This is a genomic window from Acidicapsa dinghuensis, from assembly GCF_025685685.1.
Taxonomy (GTDB): Bacteria; Acidobacteriota; Terriglobia; order Terriglobales; family Acidobacteriaceae; genus Acidicapsa; species Acidicapsa dinghuensis.
Map to the genome: position 1 here is coordinate 765,105 of NZ_JAGSYH010000004.1, position 22,404 is coordinate 787,508.

16 protein-coding genes and 2 riboswitches are annotated in these 22,404 nt (G+C 56.1%); of the genes, 13 read left to right on the forward strand and 3 right to left on the reverse strand.

Translation table 11 applies throughout. The features are described 5' to 3' along the window. Nucleotides 1-71: 71 nt before the first annotated feature. On the reverse strand, nucleotides 72-1,367 hold the full coding sequence (locus tag OHL22_RS14130) for an alkaline phosphatase family protein (RefSeq protein ID WP_263338505.1): 1,296 nt from the start codon (nucleotides 1,365-1,367) through the stop codon (nucleotides 72-74). Nucleotides 1,368-1,659: 292 nt separating this feature from the next. Here OHL22_RS14130 and OHL22_RS14135 point away from each other — a divergent pair, with 292 nt between their 5' ends. Continuing rightward, on the forward strand, nucleotides 1,660-2,313 hold the full coding sequence (locus tag OHL22_RS14135) for an HD domain-containing protein (RefSeq protein WP_263338508.1): 654 nt from the start codon (nucleotides 1,660-1,662) through the stop codon (nucleotides 2,311-2,313). Here the strand turns inward: OHL22_RS14135 and OHL22_RS14140 are convergent. Together OHL22_RS14140 and OHL22_RS14145 are read right to left on the reverse strand one after the other, a co-directional pair. Beyond that, on the reverse strand, nucleotides 2,310-3,998 hold the full coding sequence (locus OHL22_RS14140) for a hypothetical protein (RefSeq protein ID WP_263338511.1): 1,689 nt from the start codon (nucleotides 3,996-3,998) through the stop codon (nucleotides 2,310-2,312). The genes OHL22_RS14135 and OHL22_RS14140 overlap by 4 nt on opposite strands. Nucleotides 3,999-4,353: 355 nt before the next feature. After that, nucleotides 4,354-5,577 carry a hypothetical protein gene (locus OHL22_RS14145; RefSeq protein WP_263338514.1) on the reverse strand — a complete coding sequence of 408 codons (1,224 nt, stop codon included), beginning with the start codon at nucleotides 5,575-5,577 and terminating at the stop codon, nucleotides 4,354-4,356. A 146-nt stretch (nucleotides 5,578-5,723) separates the two neighbouring features. Between OHL22_RS14145 and OHL22_RS14150 the strand changes: the two genes are divergently transcribed. The 12 genes from OHL22_RS14150 to ilvD all read left to right on the forward strand — a co-directional run bounded on the left by OHL22_RS14150 (nucleotide 5,724) and on the right by ilvD (nucleotide 21,683). After that, nucleotides 5,724-5,966 carry a DUF4258 domain-containing protein gene (locus OHL22_RS14150; protein ID WP_263338517.1) on the forward strand — a complete coding sequence of 81 codons (243 nt, stop codon included), beginning with the start codon at nucleotides 5,724-5,726 and terminating at the stop codon, nucleotides 5,964-5,966. A gap of 22 nt (nucleotides 5,967-5,988) precedes the next feature. Further along, complete coding sequence (locus OHL22_RS14155; protein ID WP_263338521.1) at nucleotides 5,989-6,525, forward strand: hypothetical protein; 537 nt, start codon at nucleotides 5,989-5,991, stop codon at nucleotides 6,523-6,525. A gap of 37 nt (nucleotides 6,526-6,562) precedes the next feature. Continuing rightward, a complete protein-coding gene (locus tag OHL22_RS14160; protein ID WP_263338523.1) occupies nucleotides 6,563-10,879 on the forward strand; it encodes a hypothetical protein in 4,317 nt (1,438 codons plus the stop codon). A 19-nt stretch (nucleotides 10,880-10,898) separates the two neighbouring features. Beyond that, nucleotides 10,899-11,744 (forward strand): hypothetical protein, encoded by an 846-nt coding sequence (locus OHL22_RS14165; RefSeq protein ID WP_263338525.1) that lies wholly within the window; start codon nucleotides 10,899-10,901, stop codon nucleotides 11,742-11,744. 90 nt (nucleotides 11,745-11,834) lie between these two features. Further along, nucleotides 11,835-11,895: riboswitch (Fluoride riboswitch) on the forward strand. Nucleotides 11,896-11,996: 101 nt separating this feature from the next. Next, on the forward strand, nucleotides 11,997-12,944 hold the full coding sequence (locus OHL22_RS14170; protein WP_263338527.1) for a respiratory chain complex I subunit 1 family protein: 948 nt from the start codon (nucleotides 11,997-11,999) through the stop codon (nucleotides 12,942-12,944). Nucleotides 12,945-12,954: 10 nt separating this feature from the next. Then, nucleotides 12,955-13,635, forward strand: a complete 681-nt coding sequence (locus OHL22_RS14175) for a hypothetical protein (RefSeq protein ID WP_263338529.1) — start codon at nucleotides 12,955-12,957, stop codon at nucleotides 13,633-13,635. 8 nt (nucleotides 13,636-13,643) lie between these two features. Beyond that, nucleotides 13,644-15,107 (forward strand): proton-conducting transporter transmembrane domain-containing protein, encoded by a 1,464-nt coding sequence (locus OHL22_RS14180; RefSeq protein ID WP_263338531.1) that lies wholly within the window; start codon nucleotides 13,644-13,646, stop codon nucleotides 15,105-15,107. After that, a complete protein-coding gene (locus OHL22_RS14185; protein WP_263338534.1) occupies nucleotides 15,104-16,597 on the forward strand; it encodes a hydrogenase large subunit in 1,494 nt (497 codons plus the stop codon). Before OHL22_RS14180 ends, OHL22_RS14185 begins: the two co-directional genes overlap by 4 nt. A 10-nt stretch (nucleotides 16,598-16,607) precedes the next feature. Continuing rightward, a complete protein-coding gene (gene nuoB / locus OHL22_RS14190) occupies nucleotides 16,608-17,414 on the forward strand; it encodes an NADH-quinone oxidoreductase subunit NuoB (RefSeq protein WP_263338537.1) in 807 nt (268 codons plus the stop codon). Continuing rightward, nucleotides 17,404-19,398, forward strand: a complete 1,995-nt coding sequence (locus OHL22_RS14195) for a proton-conducting transporter transmembrane domain-containing protein (protein WP_263338540.1) — start codon at nucleotides 17,404-17,406, stop codon at nucleotides 19,396-19,398. Before nuoB ends, OHL22_RS14195 begins: the two co-directional genes overlap by 11 nt. Nucleotides 19,399-19,459: 61 nt before the next feature. Continuing rightward, a complete protein-coding gene (locus OHL22_RS25090; protein WP_377819302.1) occupies nucleotides 19,460-19,939 on the forward strand; it encodes a DUF3830 family protein in 480 nt (159 codons plus the stop codon). Between the two features lie 64 nt (nucleotides 19,940-20,003). Next, nucleotides 20,004-21,683: a dihydroxy-acid dehydratase gene (gene ilvD, locus OHL22_RS14200; RefSeq protein ID WP_263338542.1), complete on the forward strand. Its 1,680-nt coding sequence runs from the start codon at nucleotides 20,004-20,006 to the stop codon at nucleotides 21,681-21,683. A gap of 568 nt (nucleotides 21,684-22,251) precedes the next feature. Next, a riboswitch (Fluoride riboswitch) is annotated at nucleotides 22,252-22,315 on the forward strand. Nucleotides 22,316-22,404 lie beyond the last annotated feature (89 nt).

Below are 22,404 nucleotides of genomic sequence, written 5' to 3' on the forward strand. Positions count from 1 at the left end.
CTCAACGATTGGGAGCTCAACTGACGCGTGCGACAAATCGGAGGGCAGGAGCGCGATGTCGGAGTGTTGGATCACTGCGCGACGCTTAGCTTCGGCTGTTTGGCGTCGGGAAGACTCACGCCCAGTATGCCAGCAACAGTCGGAGCAATCTGCCGCATGTCAACAATGCCGAGGTCACGTCCATGCGCGATACCTTCTCCCATGACGAAGAAGGACGAATGCATCTGTGGGAACGACGGCAAATAGCCGTGTGTACCTTTGACAGGGGGTTTCTCGCTGACGAGGGCGCCGGTCGTCGCTGATCCGATCGTATATCCCGGCTTCATGGCTACTACAAATGCCGCGTCAGGAAAACCGCCCATCTCCTTGATCTCTGCCGGCTCAAGGATCTTGGCGATTCCGTTCGCCGAATCGGCTGCAAGGTTAGTGAGCAGCGCACGAACTTTCTCACGTGTCGCAGAGTCAGACGGATCATGAAGCATGATGGCTGCAAGTCCACTGGCCGACCAGGGTTCAGCTTCCCAAGATGTCACAGTGTTCGCACCGTTTGAATCTCGGCCGGTCTGAATGAGTCCTGATTGAATGAAGGGAATGGCCAGATTCAAAGCGTGATCGACGCTGGCGAATCCGTGATCGGAGACGATTACGATAACCGTCCGCGGATCATTTGCCGTTGCCGCTGCGATCAGTTTGCCGACCATTTCGTCGACGGCCTCAAGCGTCTGATCAGCCTCCTGGCTGAAAGGACCAAATAGGTGCTCCGACTCATCGAGTGAACTCAGATGAATCGTCATGAAACCCGGCTTTCGGTGCTCAAGGATGTCTAGCGAAAAGCGTGTACGGGTTCGATCACCATCGACCATGGTGTCGTTTCCCATCATGTAGGGTCCGAGGCGTTGCTCCATCTGTCCAAGCAGTCCTACCGGCCGCGAAATCGCGGCCATCAACTCGCGATCCTGTGGATTTGAGCCCCCTGCGGCATTTGTGCCTCTCCAATACTCGGGAATGAGTGTATCAACGCTATCTGCGTTGACGCTGACGGGCCAGCTCACACTTGCGGTCCCGATGCCCGCGCGGTGTGCGACGTCCCAGAGAGTCGCCACATGGATGTCGCCGGCGTACCAATACCATGCTCCGCCAAACTTGTGATCGGGATCAAAGAGTGCGTTGTTCAGGATGCCGTGCTCGGCTGGCCAGACGCCGGTAATCAGAGTTGTGTGATCGGGATAGGTTACAGAAGGAAGAACGGGAATCACACCGTCGGCATAACAGCCTTCTTGAAGAAACCTGCGCAGTATTGGGATGTGCATTCCATGGTCAGCGGCGTGAGTGACGTACTCCGGCTTGAGACCATCTATGGAGATCATCAGAACTGGCGCCGCGTGCAGCGTCGAGAGAGAGAAGATGAGGAACGCAAATGCCAGGAAGGCAGGACTAAGACATTTTCGAATCCGGTACATCATGATCACAGTACATTGTCTCAGGAAGCTGGAAGACATGAACGTGAGATGAAAATGACGCTGCTGCACGGAATGGCAACCACGTGAATCGGATATCCAGAGCGTTCACGCTCAGTCCATTTTGCTTTAGTAGGTTGAAAATGGATGGTACCGGGGCAAGTTGGCTCAATGAGTTTGTAGCGATAGCCTGATTGAAGCCATGCACCCATCCCATTTCACTCCGTTCGAATCCCTGGCTGCAGCCATCATCCCCCACCTGCCACAGACCACCGACGGCTCCCACGACCACGACCACCTCCTTCGTGTCTGGAATACCGTCAAAGCCATCCAGGCCCAGGAAGGCGGCGACCTGGAATTGCTGGCCGCCGCGGTCCTCCTTCACGACTGCGTTCTTGTTCCCAAGGAATCGCCACTACGAAGCCAAGCATCCGAACTCGCCGCTAAGGAGGCCGCGGGCGTCCTGCAATCCCAGGGCTGGTCCGCGGAGCGTACCGAGATCGTCTGCGATGCTATCCGCACCCACGGCTACTCAGCTGGCCGCACCCCGACTTCCCTTGAAGGCCGTATTCTGCAGGATGCCGACCGCCTCGACGCCATCGGCTACATTGGCATCGCACGCTGCTTCTACACTGCCGGCCGCATGCACTCCCAGCTCTACAACCCAGCGGATCCAACCGCCAACGCTCGCCCTCTCAACGACCGCCATTTTGCTCTCGACCACTTCCCGCAAAAGCTGCTCAAGCTCGGCGCCAACTTCACCACAGCCACGGGCCAGGCTCTTGCAGTAGTCCGCGTAAAAGCGCTCGCAAATTTCTACGAAGGCATGCTCGCGGAAGTTACAGGCGGGGCTTAGTCGGTCATGCCAAAATCTTTCACGATTTCGTCTGCCAGGCTTTTCATGATTTCCACGTGTCGTGACAATCCTATCGTTGCCCCGGCCGGGATATGTTTGCACGCAGACTCGAAAGCAAGATTCAATTCCGGATTCTCGGCAATTCTCTGCTCGAGGATGTCACTCAGAGCATTGCTGGACAGGGCGTGCATGAGACGTTCAAGGCTCGAGATATTCATCGTAACCAACGACGTGACCGCATGTTGGGCTGTCCACTCCGGCTTTAGCTGCTCCTGAAATCGTTTGTTTACGTAGTTGTTGATCACCCAGCTCGATCCAATTTCGTCCTTGGTGATGATAAGCGGAATGAACTTCGTGATTCCGCGCAGATTTGTGGGAATGCTTTCCATGGGGTCTACGGTAAGACTTTTAACGGCGGTAAGGAGTTGCGCGACACCGACGGGACGATCCGTCCCTGTGACAAGCTTTTGCTCGAGGTAGTTCTGCATTGCTTGGGCATCGCCGGCATAGCGTACCTTCGCAGGACACGTCCCGAGCTTCGCCTCAATCAAAACCGCAGTTGTGCCACATACCACGATGGCGTCGCAGATTGGCTTGTCCCCGTTCTTATAGAGTGGCGAAGCGTGAAACGCGTTGACTTGTCCATTGGAATAGCTTTCAAATAGCCACGCAATGTAGTCTTCGAAAACATTGCCCCAGAACCCGAGGTAGGCGCCCTTCTTCTTCTCGGGCAGCGTTCGCAGAACACGCCACAGAGCCCCGCTCTCGAGCTTCGCAACTGCGTATTCATAGTCGAGGCAGTAGAGCGCTTCGTCCGTAGCAAAATACGGCCGGTCACGAAGAAACTCGAAGTCGGCAAAACCGACCGATGGTTTTATGTCGGGAAGGTCGTTCAAACCGAAGCTCACCGTAGCAAACATCTTCTCGATCTGGTCGGCAAGTAGTGTCGTCTTCTGAAACCACGTTTTGCGCAGCGCGCCATCCAGACGGCCGGAACCGGTCAGGTTCTTTCTTTCCAAGATGGCATGGTTGATGAATGCAAAAATGAATTCGCAGTAGAGTGTGAGCGAGAAGCCAAACTCAGCCTCGAAGAGAGCAAAGACATCAAAGTTCCTCAATTCCTGCGGCAATCTGGGAATGTTGATGGTGAGGAATATATAGAACCGCAGAAAGCTCATGATCGGATCGCCCGGACCATTCAGTTCGTAATACGGCAGGAAGAGTGCGATGTAGTTCGCCAACTGCTCCATCAGCCCCTCGACTTTGACCAGGGGTTTGTAGAGGGCTTCACCGGCGCGCAGGAGGAGTTCGCCGATCTGCTGGTCAGGGACGGTCTCCAGGCCGTCCGAAGCCGAGATGGGGAGTCGCATTACCTCGGCTGCGAGAGATCGGATTTGTGCCTGCATGAATATTGGCCGGCCTTGCTTCGCGAAGGAGAATACCTTCGGGATGAGCTCCGGTGGCAGCAGGAGCCCTGCCCAGAAGCCGGTCCGTTCAAAATCCGCCGCGGTTTCAGCTTCGGGGCCGAATCCGAAGCCGATTCCGAGTCGCGCGCACGCCGTCAGGAGCGAAGTTCGCGAATACTTCCGCAACAGTGCCCGCAACTCGGCCAAGGTAGCCCGTGGCGTACCCGTTAGAACCGACCATGGCACCCATTCCTGCAATTGAGTCGAGCCGTCTCCCATTCTAGGAAGCGCCTTCCGCGCTTCGCAACCATTTGGCGTGGTCGCGATACGTGTTGATCCCAAAATGAGCTTAAGCCAAGCAGCGCTCCATCGGCCCATTTCCGGACGAAGAGATCCGAAAACCGGCTGGAGGACTGAACGCGGGATCGCGCGCAGAAAGGAAAAGCCCGCGGTAAGGCGGGCTTCTCGCAGCATGTAAGCTCTTATCCCGAAGGCGTCCCTGAGTGATTAGCCGCCCAGGTCAGTACACCCCGTTGAAGGGTGAAGTCGAAGAGCACGGCGTTGACAAAAGCTTGGTCAAGAGTAAAGGACCTCCAAGCCTTGTCCTCATTATAGCGAGCTTCAGGCCGGCCGATCAGAATCCTTCGAGCGCTACGGACTTCACGCTCAACCGTGAAAAGAGCGTCCGGCCGTTGAGCAGGTCCTCTGCGGTAGGAAGGAAGAGTTCCCCGGGCCGCTTGATGGCGACCTCGTATCCCTGGCCCTCCCGATCGATGAGAACCATGCACTTTTCCTTCCGGTAGTGCGCGAGCGCGGCGCGCATGACCCGCTCAACGGAGTTCAACATCCCGTTTCTCGACCATCCGCGCGACGCGCCGAAGACGAAGATCCACTCGGGCCTGGAATCGATGTGGGCGGTCGCCTGGCAATACCCTCCAGTGAGTTCAAGCCGTGCACAGACCTCTGCAAACTGCTTCCCGAGGGCAGCTCGCTCGCGAAGCGGAAGGTCGGCAAGCACCTCCTGCATTAGAAGATAGTTCTCTCTCTGGCCTGGCGCGTCGAAATGGGCCGCCAGTTCGGGACTGAGGCCGTCAAGGCAGGTCTCCGAGCGGGTCGCCAGGGAATCGGCGACATGCTCGAGTAGTCCGCTGAAGTAGCGGTACTCTTCGAACCGCTCCAGTATTGCATCGAGTTCGTCCGCGGCAGCGCCGACAGTCGCCCTGGCGTGGTCGTGGCCAAGGCAACCGGCGAATGTACCGCGCAGCAGGTAGAACTCGAAGAGGACAAGCTCGTCACCTACCATTCGCTGCGCGGCCTCTGGCAGATCCCTTCGTGCATCGAGATACCGCATCAATTCGGGCACCGTCCTGAGCTGCAGGGCCACGTTGAAGAAGTCGCTCAATGAAAAATACGAGATCGGCGCCCCGTCCTTGGAAAGTGGCAGATCCTTGGCCGCTGCCTGCAGATCCACTGGTCGGAGGGTTTCCAACGTCACCAGGCCGTGCGCGATCGTTGGAAGGCCTGCGGGAAAATCCACCCTTCCGCGTCGCGGATGGTCGCACCAGATTGCCTTCGATGACGGGCGCATCGCCCCAAGGAGTTGGTTGACCCCCTTGCGCGCCGCCTTGAAGACCCAAAGCTCATTCTTGCCGTCACTTCTGCTTTCGGGATCTTCCTGCGCCTTCTGCGAGACAAGCAAACCGCTGCCCTTGTGGAGGATAAGCAGATCGGCGACTTCCTTCTGCGACGCGTCGATCATCTGCGGGCTGCGAAAAACGAATTCCGAAATGAACGGAACTGCAAGCAGTTCCTCCGCCTGCCGTTCGGCCCATTGAGTTCTGGACTGGGTCAATGCCACGTTACACCTTCTCCTCCCGGTCGCCAGGCGGCCTCGCCGCTCTGCAGACTCCCAGGTTATGTGATATATTATCACATTGAATGGTTCCCAGGCTCAGCAGATCGGATGCACTGAAACTGTTGCGAGAGTGTCTGGAAACCGGAATCGTGGAATACCACCCCCACTTCGCCCAGCGTTGCCGGGATCGTGGAATTGATCCGCTCGACGCACAGTACGTCCTGCGGAAGGGAGTGATCTACGATGAAGCGGAGTTGAACGTTCGTTTTCAGGAGTGGCGGTACAAGGTCGAAGGCAAGCCGCCGGACGCAGAGAAGAACTTGAAAGTCGTGATCACGTTCTTGGAAAGGGATGAGGTGCTCGTCATCACGGTCATGCTGGATAACCAGTAACACGGATGAAGAGGGAAATGTCATGAAAGCAAAGCAGAGAGTCTGCCGGGAGTGCGGCGGCAAAGCCCATGTCGTTCGCAAGGACTATCGCTTTATCGAAAGTGGCTTGAACAACGTGTTTCTTAAAGACATTGAGATTGTGGTCTGTGCGGGATGCAAGGGCGAATCCCCGAGAATTCCCAATCATGATGACTTGATGCGAACCATTGCGGTGGCACTTGTGGACAAGCCGTATGAGTTGGCTGGAGATGAGGTCCGGTTTCTTCGAAAGTACTTGGGCGAAGGAAGCATCTCGTTTGCGAAGATGCTTGGTATCGATCGGTCGCATCTCTCAAGAGTAGAAAACGGAGCAATGGCGATAAGCCGTCAGACAGATCGTTTAGTGCGCACCCTCGCTCTGGTGCACGATCCAACGCTTGTACAGAAGTTGAAGCGGCTGGGCCGCCACGATGAGGTCCTTCGAAGGCTAAGCGAGATCGGACCCGACGTGAATCCAATAGAAATGCAATTGGATCACGCTGAGGACGGGTACACATACGATCTCAGGGCAGCCGCCTAAGTTCCCGTTTGGTTTTCAGCCTCTGGTGGATTGAACCATGACGAGTCCTCGAGAAAACACTGTCACAAGGCCAGGTAACGATGCGTGTGCAACGATCGCTGGCTTCGTCTTTCAGGTGAACTTGACGATTCTCCATTGGCTGCGGCTATCGGACCATGAGTATCTTGAGCTAGAAGCTGGAGAAGACATCGACCTTGTCCGTCAAGCCTCGGGCGAATCGGAGTTCGCGCCCGAACGGTTGTTCCTGCAACCCAAGCATCATGGCACAGGCGGGTCCGTGACTCTCAGAAGCAGAGATTCGTTGGAGTCTATTGCCAACTTCTGCTATCACCGCGAGACATATCCGGATTGGAAACTCCGGTTCCGCTTCATAACGACCCTACCCGTCGGCAAAGAGCAAGGATGGTCTGGCGAAGTCCCAGCGATTGAGATGTGGGAAGGGATCAGGCAGGATCATTTAAGCCCGGAAGAGACTCGGCTGGGTTTGGAAGCAATCAGGGAGTTCCTGCGCGCCTGCGATCGCCCAGCAAAGTTTCCCCTGAGATCATGGCACCGTCTGAAAGCGGTTCTCGACAGCGCCGACAGTTCTGAGCTTCTGGATGTCATCCGGGCTTTCGAGTGGACGACGGCACACGGCAATCATCGTCAGGCAAAAGAAGATGTGATCACCCTCCTGAAGCACTCCAAGACAAACGGTTCTGTCCGTGAAGCCGAAAGAATGTTTGATCGTCTTTTTGCGGCTGTTTTCAGTCGGCTCAGCGAACCCGGACAGAAGATTCTCGATGCCGACAACCTTCGGATGGAATTGACCCGCATTACGGAGGACGAAGAGAATCTCGGGTCGGTACTGCGCCTCATGACTCGTCTCGACCAGTTGGAGGGAAGGGTCACCACGCTCGAATCGACTGTCCACGATCAAGGTGCCGCGATCCAGACAATTGTTCAGGAACGGGCGGAAGAGACTGCCAATGCAGGCCGCACCTTCTATCCCCATGACGAGTTCTTTCGCGCCCCTCACCGGGGGCAGTTCCTCTACGATTTTGAACAGCAGCTTCAGGGCAGAAGGCTGATACAGGAAAGTCTCGATCAGTTTCTTGCCGATCAGTCAAAACTGATTGCTGTCCTTCCTGGACGAGGTGGAATCGGCAAAACCAAATTGCTACGGGACTGGTCCTGCCGGCAGAATCCATGGAACGTGCTATGGACGGCGCCTGGAGTTGCGCAGTGGCATCCTGGGACCGAGCGCGAGATTCCAAGCGGAAATACTTTGATCATCCTGGACGATGCGCATCGTTACGATGACCTCGAACGTCTGCTCGAACTCGCCTTACGCCATGCTGGCGGCACAATCAAGCTCATCATCTCCCTTAGACCAAGTGGCAACGATTACCTGAAACAGGCGCTCGCAACGATCATGGACGGCAGCATTGTGACCCGATTCGACCCGCTCAAGCCACTGAGGGGTCCAGAGGTGAGAAATCTGGCCGCGGAGGTCCTTGGAACTGATTATGGACACTACACCGACCAGCTGGCACGAGTCTCGCACGATACTCCACTGATTACAGTCGCGGGTGGACGGCTGATTGCTCGCAGGAAGATCGAGCCGGAGTTGTTGAACAACGACGAAGAGTTCACAACCGTTGTACTCGGCCACCTTGCGAGCCAGTACGAAGGCCAGATTCTTACACGAGGCGTGCTGAAGCAGAGCTTCATGGAAGTTGTAACAGCGCTGCAGCCCGTTTCGGAAAACACACCGTCGTTTTATCAGGGAGTCAAGAGTTACCTTGGGCTTCATGAGAGCCAGGCTCGCCGGAGTCTCTCCGCACTTGAAGAGGGCGGTGTAATGCTGCGCCGCGCCGGCAAAGCAGCGATCGTTCCGGACCTGCTGGCCGACTATATGCTGGAGCGTGCCTCACTCGAGCCCGATGGGACGCTTATCGGTTTCCCAGAGGACGTGTTTGAAAATTTCGGAGAGGATCATCTGCCAAACCTGCTCAAGAATCTGGCAGGGTTGGACTGGCGTATTACGCAGCGCGACAACGGTTCGCATCTGCTGGACAGAATCTGGTCAACAGTCACGACACGATTTGTCGAACAGGATGCTGCCGATCGAGCGAGTTTTCTTCACCGGATGGAGACAATCGCCCGGTATCAGCCGGAACGGATTCACGCCATCGTTCAGATAGCGATGGATAACGAAGCGCTGCCCGCCAGGCGGTCTGTGCTCTTTCGAATGAACCAAAGAGATGTGCTGCGACGGTTGCCAGCATTTCTTGGCGTCACGATTCTCAGCGACAACGTGTCGAGAGACGCGTTTGATCGATTGTGGCGACTCGCTCATTCCTCGGACGAAGAGATACGGCGTCAGGCTGAAGGCGTGCTTAAGAGCTCAATTGGCTACCACAAATATAAGGACGTCGAGTTCAACGAGCGGATTTTGTCATTTGTCGAGGAACTTGCCCTGGACCCGGGAGCCTATACAGAAAAGTTCACACCGTTCGACCTTATCGACACTTTGCTTGATCGGGAGATGGACGATCAAGAGTGGGTCGGCAGATCTTTCCGGGTCGGGGCGTTGCCGATCAATCCCGCATATTTCAAACCAGTTCGAGAACGTGCACTTGTTCTGATTTCGAGAGCGCTTAGTTCCGAGTATCCCTGTGTGGCAGTCCGTGCAACTCGATCTCTCGGAAAAGCGATCTCGGAGTTTCGACCGAGGATGCGCAACGGACCGACAGATGAAGAGCAGGCATGGCAGGACGACGAGAGGCTAAAGGCTCTCGGCTTGCTGGAAGCCCGATTGGAATCCTCGAACATCTCACTTCCGCAGGTGTGGATGCTCCGCAAGATATTGCGCTGCGTGGAGGAAAGCGAGCTCCATTCCGAAAAAGTGAAAGGGGAAGGGCGCAGGCTGATTGGACAACTCCCTCAGTTCCCGCTTTTCACGGTGTTCCATGTGCTCTGCACCCAAGAGTGGGAGGATTGCACGCCTGATGGCCTTGTTTCGGAGTATCGCCACCGCCTCGATGCTGAGGCCGTGGCCATAATGACCGAGACTTACGTTGTTCCATCTGAGCGGGTCGAGGCTCTCGAAGCTATCCTCCAAGAGGCAACGGAAGCTGGCATTGAGATCAACAGTGGCCTGAGTATTGTGCCCGCTTTATGCGAAGACGAAGGCTTTCTAAGGATATTGTCTCGCCGTCTTCAGGAGAATGAACTCCCGCGTTTGTCCGGCTACGCGTCCGTGCCGCTGCGAGCGTGGAGGGTCAGGAGCTCGACGGAGTTTTTGTTCTATGGTTCCGCATTCGCACGATCTTCACGCCAACAGATTGCGGTTGCTGCCGGCGCCGTCGCAGCTTCGGACTTTACGTACAGGATTGCTACACCCGCTGAGGTTGAGATCCTTTCGATTCTGGCACAGAGGACCGAGCCGTGGATCCTCATGAATCTCTTCCATGGCCTGGGCGCTCTCTCAAGACAAGCTCAATGGACCGAGAAAGCAATATCTCTGATGTTGGACATCGAGATCGGCGCACACTATGGGCTGGTGGAGGCCTACTGCGACATCGTCGGAGCGGGACCGATGAAAGTGAGGCCCGAGGCGCTTAGCCTCGCGGCGATCGAAGCGATGCTCCGAAAGCTCGTCTTGGTGCACGAACTCGACGGATATCATTTCGGCACTTTCCTCTACCACATCTGCGGACGCACGCCATTAGCTGTAGTCGAGCTCTTTGAAGCGCGGCTCGAGCATGCACAACGCATCTCCGACGACGACGCTGGCCCCATTTATCAACCGATTCCAGCGCCATCAACATCGCACTGGTCAACTCTGACCGCAGTCCGCAAGTCTCAGGACTATGCTCGATCGCTCCAGAGACTCCTTAACCTGCTCCGAAGATACCGGGATCATTCTGTCAACCTCGAGGAGCTCTTTTGGCGATTTGGAGCCGCGGATGACACCACGCTCTCGGTTCTCGATCCGCTTCTGGAGTCGGAGGACGAGGCTGACCAGCAAGTTGTCATTGGCTTGCTCTATGAAGGGCCTGTTCAGGTCGTCTTCACGCACCCGCAATTCGTTGAGGGAATTTTGAACATTTGTGCGCGACGTGGCGAAGATCTCGAACGGAGAGTCCGCGATGCGTTTGTTGCGAATACAACACAAATACGAGGTGCGTTCGCGGTAGGTGGCGGGCCGATGCAATTTCACGCCGGGCTGAGCGAGAGAGCCCAGTCTCAACTCGCTTCATTTGAGCCGCACAGCCCTGCGTTTCGCTTGTACTCTAGCCTGGCTGGCGTTGGACCGATTGTGTTCCCCGGCCTGCGCGAGGAATTGCAGGACGAGGAAGTGGAGTGAGCTGGATATCGGAGAACGTGTGCCTGCGAAGCCTGGAAAATACGAACAGGACCTCATTAGACTATTTGTGTCAGCTTACGAGAACTTCGCATGGGCTGGCTCGGAGATCATTCACCTCGACGAGCAAGAAGATGGAGCGATAGAGGCCCTGATCACGCGGCCCGATGGCCAAACAATGGCGATCGAACACACGCTCATCGAGCCATTCGTGGGCGACAAACGCGACTACGCGATGTTCGAGCAGGCGTTCCTGAAGATCGAAGATGATAAATCACTTGCTGTTCCGAACACTGGAATCACTGTCTACGTCCCGGTCGGAATTCTCGATGGCCAAAAATCAGCAAATAGGAACGTGATCGTTGGGGCAATCCACTCCTGGATCGCAACCAACCGACTACATCTACGTGAGGGCAAACACGAGTATCAGTGCAACGTACCGGGGATGCCCGCAGCGACGCTCAACGTGGAGCAAGTCAAATTCGGACTTCCGCGGCCCGATCCGGGCTCCATTTTAGTTCGACGACAGCAAGTGAAGAACGATCTCGACAAAGTGATCGAAAAGGCACTGCGAAAGAAGTTGCCGAAGCTTGTAAACACGCAAGCCGATCGGCACGTGCTATTCCTCGAACGCGATCAATTCACTTTCTTTCCCGATCAGATCTTTAACGAGATCAAGCGCCAGCGCTCAAGCTTTCCATTGTTGGAGCAGGTCGACGAGATTTGGCATGTCGAGACGGTCTTCTACAAGCAGGGTGGTCATGTGGACTTCGAATTACGCAACGGCGACCATTTGCTGGCGACGATCGCGTTTCATGACAACGTACTCGTCGGGCATTCCAAGGATGGAGTGCCATATCCGATGTGATTTTGCACTCAGATGTTCGATCTGCGGCTTCGATGCCGCGCCTCGCCTTGACAAGCCATGGTCTTTTGAATCAAGATTCTAAGTCACACAATTCGCGTGGGTGATGAGGTCCACCTTAACCGCCTTCCAGGCTGATGACTCCTACCACTGGAGGAGTCTTGTGAAGATCAAAAGCCTGGAACCACCCGCCGAAGCATACTGTGTCCTTCCCGGCCATTCAACATTGAGCCCATCTCACGGCAGGAGAATGCCGTGATCCTGCCCAACGTTGTCCTTCAGATCTGCCAGGTTCTATGCGTTCTCCTGCTCGCGCCTCTTCTTCAGGGATTCATTCTGAAGGCCGAAGAGCGGATTCAGCGTAGCCGTGGGCCAAACATACTCCAACCCTATCGGGATCTCTGGAAACTCTTTCATAAACAGACAGTTGTGCCGGAGTCGGCCTCCTGGATCTACATGATCGCTCCGCTTGTCGCCTTCACGGCAATGTTGATCGTTCCGATCCTCATTCCTGTCCTGACGGACCGTCCTTTGCCTCAATCCGATATGGGAGACATGCTCGGCGGAGGCATGATCTTGACCCTCGGATCGTTTGCCATCCTTCTCGCGGGGCTCGATTCTGGAAATGTCTACGGAGGAATTGGCTCGAGCCGGGCAGTGATGCTGGCGATTCTGGCCGAGCCGACTTTGATTTTGGTTCTTGTCGGAATCAGCTTGCTCGCCAAAGCGATGCTGCCCTTTGTTGTGAATCATCTCCTGCTTGGCAGCGTTTCCACCTACTGGAGCCCCGCCCACCTGTTCTTGATCCTGGCGTTCTTGGTGCTTCTTCTGGTTGAAACGGACCGTCTACCGATCCACTCGCCAACTCATCTCGAAATCTACATGATCGACGAGGCCCGGATTCTCGAATACTCGGGCCCGTTATTGGCATTGCTCAAGTGGGCGTCGATGATGAAGCAGTTCATCCTCTACACGATCTTCTGTAACGTCTTCCTGCTGCCATGGGGCATGTCGCAGGTTGGAACACCGTTCGGTGAATTCGGCTCTGTTGTCGCCCTGCTAGTGAAGTTCCTTCTCGTAGCCTTGGTCGTGATCGTTGTCGAGACTGTCCAGTCTCGTCTGCGTTTTTACCGTTACCAGGAACCTCTGGCCGCGGGCTTTCTCTTCGCCGTCTTGGCGATTGTTTCGAGCCAGCTCATGTGAGGTGACGCGCGTGTTTCTCGAACATGTCAACCCGTTGCAGGCGTCGATTTTCAGTTCGCTTGCCGTTGTCAGCCTGCTTCTCACCTTCGTGATGCTGGGTTCGCACTGGCTGCAGAACTACGTCTATGCCTTCGCAGTGCAATCCTGGCTGATTGCAGCACTCTCAGCGTCGGTGGGTTACTTCGCCGGCTATCCCGAGCTCTACGTCATCGCGGTCCTCACTGCGTTGTTCCGGGGTCTGGTTCTGCCCTATCTGCTCATGCGGATCATTGGGCGACTCAACGCGAAGCGCGAGCTGCACGCGGTGCTCCAACCGAGTTCCAGCTTGGTTCTCGGGGCTCTGCTAGTAATGTTCGCCTTTGTGATCGCCAATCACATGAACCGGCAATCGTTTCTCGCTGCTCACGTCGTGGTGATGGCGCTCACCATCATGCTGTCGATGAAATTCCTCGGTTTCCTAATGCTGGCCGTTCGCGACGAGGCTGTCAGCCAAATACTCGGCCTGCTGGTTCTCGAGAACGGAATCTTTCTCGGATCGCAGATTCTGGTTCCCGGGATGCCACTTCTGATTGAGATCGTGATTCTTTTCGATCTGTTGATAGTCGTCGCATGCTTCGGCATGCTCGTTCGATTCTTGGTAGTTCATGCAGGCACAACAAGCAGCCGGCAACTCAATCGGCTCGTAGGCTGAAGGCCCCAATGGCTGAATATCTGCTCCTTATTCTGTTCGCCGCCCCCTTGGCAGCCGTTGTGCTGTCCTTTGCGGTGCGTTCGTCGCGGCTTTCGGAGTATGTGACGGTTTTGGCGGCCATTACCGATTTTGTCATCAGCATTCCTCTGCTTATCAGTGCCCTAGGTGGGCCCATCACACTTGCCCACAACTACATACAGGTTGATCCGCTTGGCGCATGGGTGATCGTGTGCATCTCGATCGTCTACACGCTCGCATCAATTTATGCGATCGGCTACATGCGCCTGCTGAACGAGGACGAAAGACTTCCTCTCTTTTACGGGCTGTTCTCGGGCTTCGCCTTTACGATGCTTGCAGCCTGCATCATGAACAACGTCGGTGTCTTCTGGATCGCAATCGAACTCACGACCTTGATTAGTACCTTCCTTGTGGGCTTTGAGCGAGAAGCGGAAAGTACGGAAGCCGCATGGAAGTATATTGTTGTGGTCTCTGGCGGTATCAGCCTCGCGCTTCTTGGCACGGTGCTGTTTTATTGGGGCGGTTCCTTTGTGCTGGGGCCAAGCTACGCGATGACGTGGGCGGCCCTCCACAAGGCTGCTCCGGAGGTATATCCGCCCCTGCTATTGGTTTCCTTCTTGCTGGTGCTGGTCGGCTATGGCACCAAGGCCGGCTTGGCTCCCATGCACACATGGCTTCCCGACGCGCATAGCGAGTCTCCGGCACCAGTCTCTGCCATGTTGTCCGGCGCTCTGCTGAATGCCTCAATGCTCGGGATCGCGCGGTTCTTGGGAGTAGTGCGAGGCGCGTCCATCGACGGTTTTGCGCATTCTGCAGTGGTCGGCTTCGGGATCTTTTCGTTTGTCATCGCATCGCTTTTCATTGTCCGGCAAACCGGCATAAAGAGGCTGATGGCGTATTCGAGCGTTGAGCACATTGGCGTACAGGCCCTGGGCCTTGGCTTCGGTGGTGTCTTCGGGGTTGCCGGGGCTCTCTATCACATGCTCAATCACTCTTTGAACAAATCTCTCATGTTCTTCGGTGCCGGCAATGCGATGCGGGCTTATGGAACCAAAGACATTCCCGGTATTCGCCGCGTGCTGAGTGTCTTTCCAGTGAGTGGCACGCTTTGGCTGCTAGGTGCGGTGGGGATCGCGGGAGCGCCGCCTTTCGCACTCTTCCTTAGCGAGTTCACGATCCTGAGGGCAGGTATTGGCAGCCGTTATCGATGGGCGGTGATCGTCTTCGTCATCTTCTTGATCGTCGTCTTCATTGGCTTCCTTTCGCACTTTCGCGCAATGTACTTCGACGAGGCCACGGAACAAGAGGTTCCGCGACTCTCGGGCACCGTTTGGAGAACGCTTCCGATGTGGCTGGCATTCATACCGCTGCTGGTGCTTGGACTCTGGTGGCCGCACAGCCTATGGGATGTGTTCGCCAGGATTTGCCACGACCTGATGGGAGGCGCCCAGTGAACGGTACAGACGAGAGAACTCTTTCGCCGAGTGCGGTGCCGCGAGCCTGCCAGCAACTTTCTGAGGAGGGCGCCCGTCTGCAGATGGCCTACGCTTGGTTTCCCGAGCCCGGTGAACCGCCCGAGGTGCTTTACCTCGCTGATAGGAAACCGCATGAGCCATTTCCACTGCTGCGTTGCCGGTTGAGCGCTGCCGGAGAGCAACTTGCTTCTCTGGCGCCTGAGATCCCACTGCTCGGTTGGTATGAGCGTGAGATTACCGACCTTTGCGGAATATCGTTTCAGGGACATCCTGAGCCTCATCCGCTTGTGCTCCACGAGGGCGCGCATCCCTCGATTCCACCGCTCGACCCTCGCTATCCCAAGGAATCGATGATTGCCTACTCTTCAGAGCCCTGGGAGTTGCCGTCCGTTGAAGGCAGCGATGTTCAGGTGTTGCCCTTCGGCCCAGTGCGCGGCGATGTGCTCGAATCGGCCCAGATCGTGTTCTACTACATCGGCGAAGCGATCCTTCACTGCCACCCGCGGCTCTTCTTCAAGCATCGAGGGATGGAGAAGCGGTTTGAAGGGCTTCAGCCACTTCTGGCCACACTATTGGCTGAACGCATATCGGGAGTTGACAGCGTAGCTCATTCGCTCGCCTTTTGCCAGGCCGTCGAAACAGCTTGCGAGTGTGAAATTCCGGAGAGAGCCAGATATCTTCGCGTCGTCCTTGCGGAGTTGGAACGTCTCTACAACCACCTGCACTACCTTGGACACCTTTGTCACACCACGACGCTCAAAGTAGGCGAAGCACAAGGAAAGCTTCTCGCGGAGCAGTGTAAGCAGCTGAATGCTATCTTCACCGGCAGTCGCTTTCTTCGCGGTCTGATCAAGCCCGGCGGCTTGCGGCGCGACATCGATTTAGAGGCCCTCCCCCACCGTCTCCGCATGTTGGAACCCGAAATTACAACCTACATGCAGGAGCTTGAGGTGACCAACAGTCATCTCGACCGACTGATCACGACCGGCCATTTACCCCGTCAACTCGCATTCGACCAAGGCGCCACCGGTCCGATCAAACGGGCCTCGGGAATCGACCGGGATCTGCGCTGTGATCATCCATACGCCGCTTATGACCGCTTGGCGATGGACATACCGGTGCGAACCGATGGAGACGCACACGCTCGTGCCCAAGTTCGCATGGCGGAAATCAATAACAGCCTTTCTCTCCTGCTGCAGGCGATCGACAACATGCCGGAGGGGCCGGTGGAGACAAAGCTAAGCGCGCCAGCAGGAGCTGAGGGTCTCGGCTGGTGCGAAGGAACACGGGGATCGATGTATTATTGCGTTCATTTTGGCGCCAACGGTGCGCTGGCGCGTGTGAAGGTCAAGTCGCCTTCGTTTTCGAATTGGCGTGTATTTCCGTTTACGGTGCACGACACCAACATGATGGATTATGCGATCAATGAAGCCAGCTTCGGCCTGACAATGGCCGGCTGCGATCGCTAGAGGAACCGATATGCCGATCTGGACTCTGTTCGGGGTAAAACGCGGAGTCGCAACGAGTGCGTGGCCTGGCAAAGAAGATCCGGACCTCCAGAGTGGACTTCTGGGCATGCCAAAATTCCTCCCTGATCACTGCCAGGAGAATTGCCGAGCCTGCGCGGATTCGTGCCTGCCGGGGGCGATCGGGGTTGAGTCTGATTCCTCAGGTGAACGCCTGACCCTTGACTACGGGAAATGCATCGCATGCCAACTTTGCACTGAGGTCTGTCCCACCGATGCGCTCAACAAATCCAGTGACTGGGCATTCGGTGTCCGCAAACGCGAGGACTTGGTCTGGGCCGAAGCACTAGCCTCCCAGCCGGCCCAGGAACTGACCTCGAAGATTCAGAAGTGCTTCGGACGAAGTCTGCATATCCGCCACGTCGATGCCGGCTCCTGCAACGGATGTGAATCGGAACTGCAGGCTCTGAATAATCCGTACTACAACCTTCACAGACTCGGAATCTTCTTTACGCCCTCCCCCAGATTTGCCGACCTCCTGCTGGTTACGGGGTCGGTCACTTATGCGATGCGCGAGCCATTGCTCGAAACGTACAACGGGATGCCTGAACCTCGCTGGGTGATGGCGATGGGGACCTGCGCAATCTCGGGGGGCGCAACAGCAGGAGGCTATAGCTGCGCACATGGTCTCGAGGGTGTCCTGCCAGTCGATATCTATGTCCCCGGCTGCCCGCCGAATCCCGCAGCGATGATCCACGCACTGCTTGTCCTCCTTAACCGAGCCGCTCAGCACGTCCAGGGAGGGCACTATGCCAAGTGATTTGCTCATCGCGATGATCATTTTGTGGGCATTGTCCTTCCTCGCCGCCCTGTTTCTGCCCACCGCAACGCCGTCACGTGTTGGGATTGCCCTTGGGTGTGCCTGCGGCGTCGCATCAATCCTGATGCTCCTGCCCGGAACAGTACCGTCGGTCTCGCTTGGATTCCGTGTCAGCGATACTCCGGTGCAATTTCAACTCGATAATGGAGCCCGTTGGCTCTTGCTGTTCGGTCTCTTGCCGGCATTTTTTGCGGCGGGCCTTGGTACAACTGCATCGTCACGATCGTGCTCGAGGTGCTGGCTCGCCGGTCTTTCCATGACCTTGCTGGGCGCCTTCGGCGTCTTCGGCCTGCAGGATTCAATGTCCTTCCTCATCGCCTGGGAAGTGATGAGTCTAGGCGGGGCCGTCATGATCCTGGGAGAACGGGTCGCTGAAAACAGGGGCGGCCCCACGCTTTTTATGCTCGCATTGCTTGAAGTGGGGGCCGTCGGGGTACTCTTTGCTTTGCTCCTGCTTGGGAACCGGACTGGATCGTGGACGTTCGTCGGCCTTGCACCGACGCAACAAGACTCAACGGTCGGAACCCTTATCGTCGGCCTGCTCCTTCTGTTCGGATTCGGAGCGAAGCTCGGCATGCTTCCTTTCTACGAATGGTTTCCTGCTGCGTACGGTTCGGGAAGTGGGGCGACCGGCGTCATCTTCTCAGGAATCGTTCTGAATGCCGCATTCTTTGCTCTGTCGCGCGGCGTGCTCCAGTGGTTGCCGCATCACGGCGAATGGGCGATGAGTGTTGCGATCATCATGATCGCGGTGGGCGTCATCAGTGCGATTCTCACCATCTTCATGGCCTTTCAAGAAGAGGATTGGAGGCGTCTCCTAAGCCTGTCTTCGGCCGAAAATGCAGGCGTCGCTGTCGGTGTATTGGGCGCGTCCCTGCTGTTCGCTGTCATCGGTTCACCTGGACCTGCAGCGCTAGCCTGGATCGTCTGCCTCATCCACCTTGCGGGCCACAGTCTCGCCAAAGGTACGTTGTTCCTTACCGCCGACGGCGTCTTTACTGTCAACCGCAGTTACTTTATCCGCCAAACGGGGCTGCTACGAAACACTTCGGCCTTTTTCGGTATTGGCGCACTGTTCGCCGCAATGAGTTTGGCCGCGCTGCCTCCGCAATCTGGCTTTGTGAGTGAGTGGTATGTCTTCCAGAGTCTCTTTCATGGAATGCAGTCGGACACGATCGCGGCAAGGCTGACCCTTGCGCTCGCCGCAGCGGGACTCGCCCTGGTCGTTGCTGTTGCATTGGCAACTTTTGCGAAACTCTTTGGCGTTGGCCTGCTCGGCGACGGGCATTCGGTGCCGACGCACCTGTCCGGATTGAGATGCGGTGCAGTTTTCATACTCGGACTGTGCGTGTTGGGGCTTGCGGTAGGCATGCCGTGGTGGGTGCAGAGCCTTGGACCCGCGAGTCAGTCGCTTTTCGGAGTCAATGCACCGAGTGCAATGAAGGACGACTGGCTGCTCGTTCCTTTGAGCGGGCACTTTGCGTTTATCTCTCCGACCAAACTGGTCATTGCCGGTCCATTACTGGCGCTGATTCCGATTGGCTTTTACTTGATCAGCCGGCGTAGGTTTCATCTCCGCCGTGTGCCGGTATGGTCCGGCGGTCGCCGCGAAGATGCGAGACGCATTGCGACAACCCCTCTGGCCTTCTCCAACGCGCTGCGAACATTTTATGGCTTCATCTACGGCCCAACCCACAACCTCGAAAGAGAGTATGATCACGGCCCGTACTTTGTGAAGCGCTTGATTTTCAACCAAGAGGTCGCTCCCATCTTCGGCCCTTACCTCTTTGCGCCCCTCGTGCGGCTGGTGCGAAAAATGGCGGACAAAGTCAGCATCCTCCAATCCGGGTATTTGAATTTCTACAATGCCCTCATCGGCATGCTTCTTGTGCTGATACTCGGCGTGGCCCTGTTTTATCGATAGCTTCGCGATTCTAACCAGCACCTTCCGATTGGCGATCCTTAACGATAGAAATGAGAACAAAATGTCGCGCGCGCCTGAAATCAGAAAACAAGACGAGATTCTGGCTGCTGCGGCCGCGGCGGGTAGACTCTGGATTCACGTCGGCCATTTGGATTTCTTTGCACAGTGGGAGACTGTAGGAGCCCCGAGAACCTGCGATCTCTTCCGCGGGCTCCTTCCCTTGCGGGCGAAGATCATCCATTGTTCTTGGAGCGGCGAGGGAGTGTGGGTCCCCCTGGAGAAATGGGACGCGCATTGGCCCAAAGAGCAGGAGACGAGTCATCCTAAGCCCGGACAGTTACTGCTCTACCCCGGAGATCCAAGTGAACCCGAACTCCTCATTCCTTGCGGACAGTGTCTCTTCAACAGCAGATTCGGAGTTCTGAGTGGAAACCACTTTGCAACAATCGTGGAGGGAGGAAATGCGCTCCTCGAGCTTCACCGCTTGGCGCTCTGGCAAGGAGCGCAGGACTGCACGATCGAGAAGATCAGTGCGGGGTAGCACCGCACGTTGGACTTCGTCGTTCAATACCGAATCCTAGGAGAGGTGGCACCATCATTCGACCATGACAGAATCGACAAACAAATACAGCGCGACGATCACTCAGCCAAAATCGCAGGGAGCTTCCCAGGCAATGCTTTATGCAACTGGGTTGCGCGAAAAGGACATGGCGAAAGCTCAGGTTGGGATCGCCAGCATGTGGTTCGAAGGAAATCCATGCAACATGCATCTCCTTCAACTCTCGGAGCGAGTGAAGGAGGGAGTAGCCGCAGCCGGACTTGTCGGCCTCCGGTTCAACACGATCGGCGTCAGCGATGGAATCTCGATGGGCACAGAGGGCATGAGTTTCTCACTGCAATCCCGTGATCTGATTGCAGACTCCATCGAAACCGTGATGCGCGCTCAGTGGTATGACGCGAACATATCCATTCCTGGATGCGATAAGAACATGCCAGGCTGCGTCATGGCCATGGGCCGGTTGAACCGGCCGAGTTTGATGATCTACGGTGGAACGATCCGCGCCGGGATGCACGATCATCAGAAGTTGGATGTTGTATCAGCATTCCAAAGTTACGGCCAATTTATCGCGCACTCGATCGATGAAGAGCAGCGCCAGGCAATCGTACGACACGCTTGTCCGGGCGCCGGTGCGTGCGGTGGAATGTACACCGCCAATACGATGGCGTCCGCAATCGAGGCTCTCGGAATGTCCTTGCCGTATAGCGCATCTACGCCGGCAGAGGACTCCAAGAAACATGATGAATGCTTTCGTGCCGGGGAGGCTATCAAAAATCTCCTTGAGCTTGATCTGAAGCCACGCGACATCATGACCCGGGAGGCCTTCGAGAATGCAATCACGGTCGTGTGTGCAATGGGCGGATCGACAAATGCCGTTCTCCACCTGATTGCGATGGCCAGATCAGTGAACTTGCCCTTGGGCATAGACGACTTCCAGCAAATCAGCAACAAGACTCCTCTGCTCGCGGATTTTAAGCCGAGCGGCCCCTATGTAATGGAAGATCTCCACGAAATCGGAGGTCTTCCTGCTGTCATCCGCATCCTGATCGATGCGGGCCTGATGCACGGCGACTGCATCACCGTGACTGGAAAGACCTTGAGGGAGAATGTGCAGGATGCCTCTCAGTTGCCGCGAGGTCAGAAAATAGTGCACCCACTTTCGGACCCGATTAAGCCAACCAGCCACTTGCAGATTCTGAAAGGAAACCTCGCCCCGGATGGAGCAGTGGCGAAGATTACCGGAAAGGAAGGACTCAGTTTCTCCGGTCCCGCCAACGTTTTCGACTCAGAAGAACAGATGCTCGAAGCTCTTGAAACTGGAAAGATCAGCAAGGGTGAAGTAATCGTGATCCGATATGAGGGCCCGAAAGGAGGGCCTGGGATGCCAGAGATGCTAACGCCCACATCGGCTATCGTGGGAGCTGGGCTCGGAAAAGATGTAGCCTTGATCACTGATGGACGCTTCTCCGGAGGGTCGCACGGTTTTATCGTATGTCACGTCACACCGGAAGCCCAGGAGGGCGGCCCAATTGCCCTCTTGAACACCGGCGACATAGTCAGCATCGATGCGACCACGAATGAAATATCAGTACGCGCTTCTGAAGAGGAACTCGCCGAGAGACGGAAGAATTGGAAGATGCCGCCCTATAAGGCCGAACGGGGAACACTCGGAAGATACATTCGCACTGTCAGGAATGCCAGCCTAGGCTGTGTTACGGATGAATAGGTTTGCGGTCAACGGTACGAGCAGGGGGTAAAACATGGAGAACGGAACAAACGATGAGATGCTATATCTCGAGCTGCCGCGTTCGCTCGAAACTCGACTCATTGAGATTACTGCGATCGAAGGTATCTCAGTCGAGGAATTCATACTCGATGCGCTCATTGAAAAGTTAGCCCCCACTCGTCGGTTCCTTGGCCCAGCGGCGAGAATACTGCGTCGCGCACCGCGTACGGTCTTTCGTCGCCGACGACATACCGGTTGAGACTCCAGCGCCTGATGTTCCGCGTACGGCTCGTCAGAGCTCAATTTCTCATGTGACAAGTCGAGATATAATGGGATCGACGCGATAGAAAAAGAAGACTTGTCCAGGCTAACGGACAAGAAAGCAGCGCAGAGACGCTGGAACAGGAAGACACTGTGTGAGGCGGCGTTAGAAACTTCCTTCAGACGATCATACTGTCCAGGAGTGCCAGCCTTGCTGCTGAACGGATGAAACGCAACCCACTAATCCTCTAACCGCCTCTCGATCTTCAAGTCTACTTCTTTCGGTCTCTTCAGACTCAAAGTGTCAACAATCCATGGTGATGGGGCTCACCGGAACCGCCGGCGCGCTGGCTGATGGCTCCTACGATGCTGACGGTGAGCCCTCATGCAGCGTAGATTGGCCGATCCCGCAACCCTTCTCCCGACCGTGCACCGCCATGCCCCGAGATCCACTAGTGCG

What these genes read in the sequence shown, in the direction of transcription:
- OHL22_RS14135 (WP_263338508.1), top strand. Translation starts at nt 1,660, where the DNA reads ATGCACCCATCCCATTTCACTCCGTTCGAATCCCTGGCTGCAGCCATC.
- OHL22_RS14140 (WP_263338511.1), bottom strand. Translation starts at nt 3,998, where the DNA reads ATGGGAGACGGCTCGACTCAATTGCAGGAATGGGTGCCATGGTCGGTT.
- OHL22_RS14130 (WP_263338505.1), bottom strand. Translation starts at nt 1,367, where the DNA reads ATGATCTCCATAGATGGTCTCAAGCCGGAGTACGTCACTCACGCCGCT.
- OHL22_RS14155 (WP_263338521.1), top strand. Translation starts at nt 5,989, where the DNA reads ATGAAAGCAAAGCAGAGAGTCTGCCGGGAGTGCGGCGGCAAAGCCCAT.
- OHL22_RS14180 (WP_263338531.1), top strand. Translation starts at nt 13,644, where the DNA reads ATGGCTGAATATCTGCTCCTTATTCTGTTCGCCGCCCCCTTGGCAGCC.
- OHL22_RS14195 (WP_263338540.1), top strand. Translation starts at nt 17,404, where the DNA reads ATGCCAAGTGATTTGCTCATCGCGATGATCATTTTGTGGGCATTGTCC.
- OHL22_RS14160 (WP_263338523.1), top strand. Translation starts at nt 6,563, where the DNA reads ATGACGAGTCCTCGAGAAAACACTGTCACAAGGCCAGGTAACGATGCG.
- OHL22_RS25090 (WP_377819302.1), top strand. Translation starts at nt 19,460, where the DNA reads ATGTCGCGCGCGCCTGAAATCAGAAAACAAGACGAGATTCTGGCTGCT.
- nuoB (WP_263338537.1), top strand. Translation starts at nt 16,608, where the DNA reads ATGCCGATCTGGACTCTGTTCGGGGTAAAACGCGGAGTCGCAACGAGT.
- ilvD (WP_263338542.1), top strand. Translation starts at nt 20,004, where the DNA reads ATGACAGAATCGACAAACAAATACAGCGCGACGATCACTCAGCCAAAA.